The sequence below is a fragment of the Herbaspirillum sp. VT-16-41 genome, from assembly GCF_001994935.1.
Taxonomy (GTDB): Bacteria; Pseudomonadota; Gammaproteobacteria; order Burkholderiales; family Burkholderiaceae_D; genus Herbaspirillum; species Herbaspirillum frisingense.
The window spans coordinates 1-1,500 of record NZ_MUXB01000045.1 but is presented as its reverse complement, the minus strand read 5'-3'; the positions used below and the strand labels follow the sequence as shown (position 1 = coordinate 1,500).

Here is a 1,500-nt window from a genome sequence, read left to right as displayed (position 1 = left end):
TTCTATGCTGGTTTGTTCACGTTCCAGTTTTTCTTTTTCTATTTGGAAATTCTCCTTCGTCAGGGCTATATCATCCGGTGAGTATTCGAATAAGCCTGTACCCGGCTGAACTTCATCCCCTTTTTCTACAAGGAAGCCCTTGAATGTGCCGGTTGTATTCTCATAGTATAGGTGATGCTCTTCCTTTGGAGCCAGGACACCCTTTGCCGGCATGGTCTCAAGGAGGTCCTGTTTTTTCACAGCCGTCCATTCATCAATATAGCAGGTTCTGCTGATCTTATCGCTTTTTAAGAAAATCAGGACAATAGTGCAAGCCAGGAGCAGCGTCACACCGATAAGCAGCAATCTCAATTTCCACGTCATAGAAGAATCCCGCACTTAAATTAGCTTTTCCAATTGAATGGATGAGAGTAAAGCCGAGACAATCACAAAAAACAGATGCGTTCCGATCAGCATGAATATCAGGAAGCGAGGGCGCCTGGAAGGCTATGGTCCATAGGACTGCAAAGATTCAGACACAACCAAAATAACTTAACACGCATGCATGTACAGTAATTACAATATCTGTTCATGCTCTTTCTTGACTTACCACCACTTCAAAACAACCCTGTAGAGGAGAGAGAGCAAGAATAAGGCTCCAGGGCACCTCACCATATATCACATATCACAAATGAGAAATTATTTGTAGGCACCAACTGTTATATACCCTACGTAGGAGTTCAACACATACCTGATGGGCTAATTATAGATATTTAAGTTTAAGAATGGCTTTAAGAACACTTTAGCATTTGAATCACTCTGAAGCATGTTCATCCATCATGAATTTAATTTTAAGTGCCCAAAGCAAGTTTTCTCATATATTTTTGATCAAATGAGCAAAAATCATCCCTTTCACCTTTCCCCACCCCCAACAAGACTTCTCCTTCACTCATTTGTTACAGGAACCATATTCCGCCAACCAGGGCGAACGGCAGGCTCATCAGGATCAGCAGGGCTTCGTCAACCCGGCGGAATGCCAGATACAACAGGATGAAAATGATCATCACCGTCATCGGCACCATCAGCTTCAGTTTCTTGTTGGCATGCTCAAGCAGTTCAAACTGTCCGGAGAATGCCACACTGGTTCCCGGTCTCAGTTTCACTTTCTCGCTGATGGCCGTCTTAATGTCGTTAACCACCGACACCATGTCCCTGCCGCGGGCATCAACATAAATCCAGCTGGCTGGCCGGGCATTTTCGGTTTTCAGCATGGTTGGTCCAGAAACGACGTTAATATCCGCGACATCGCCCAGCGTGATCTGTTGCTTCATCGGGGTCAGGATCGGCATCTGTTTCAGCGCCTGCGGACTGTTCCGGTAATCCTGCGGGTAGCGAATGTTAATAGGGTACCGGGCCACCCCTTCAACCGTCTCACCCACCATAGCACCTCCGATTGCTGAAGAGACGAACAGCTGGACATCACCTACCGTCATCCCGTAGCGGGAGGCTTTCTCCCGGTTG

The 1,500-nt window shown here is 46.4% G+C and carries 1 pseudogene; it reads right to left on the bottom strand.

Annotation, left to right across the window (positions count from 1 at the left end):
* Positions 1–938 precede the first annotated feature (938 nt).
* Positions 939–1,500: pseudogene (locus tag BTM36_RS03965) on the bottom strand (efflux RND transporter permease subunit); the annotation flags it as partial.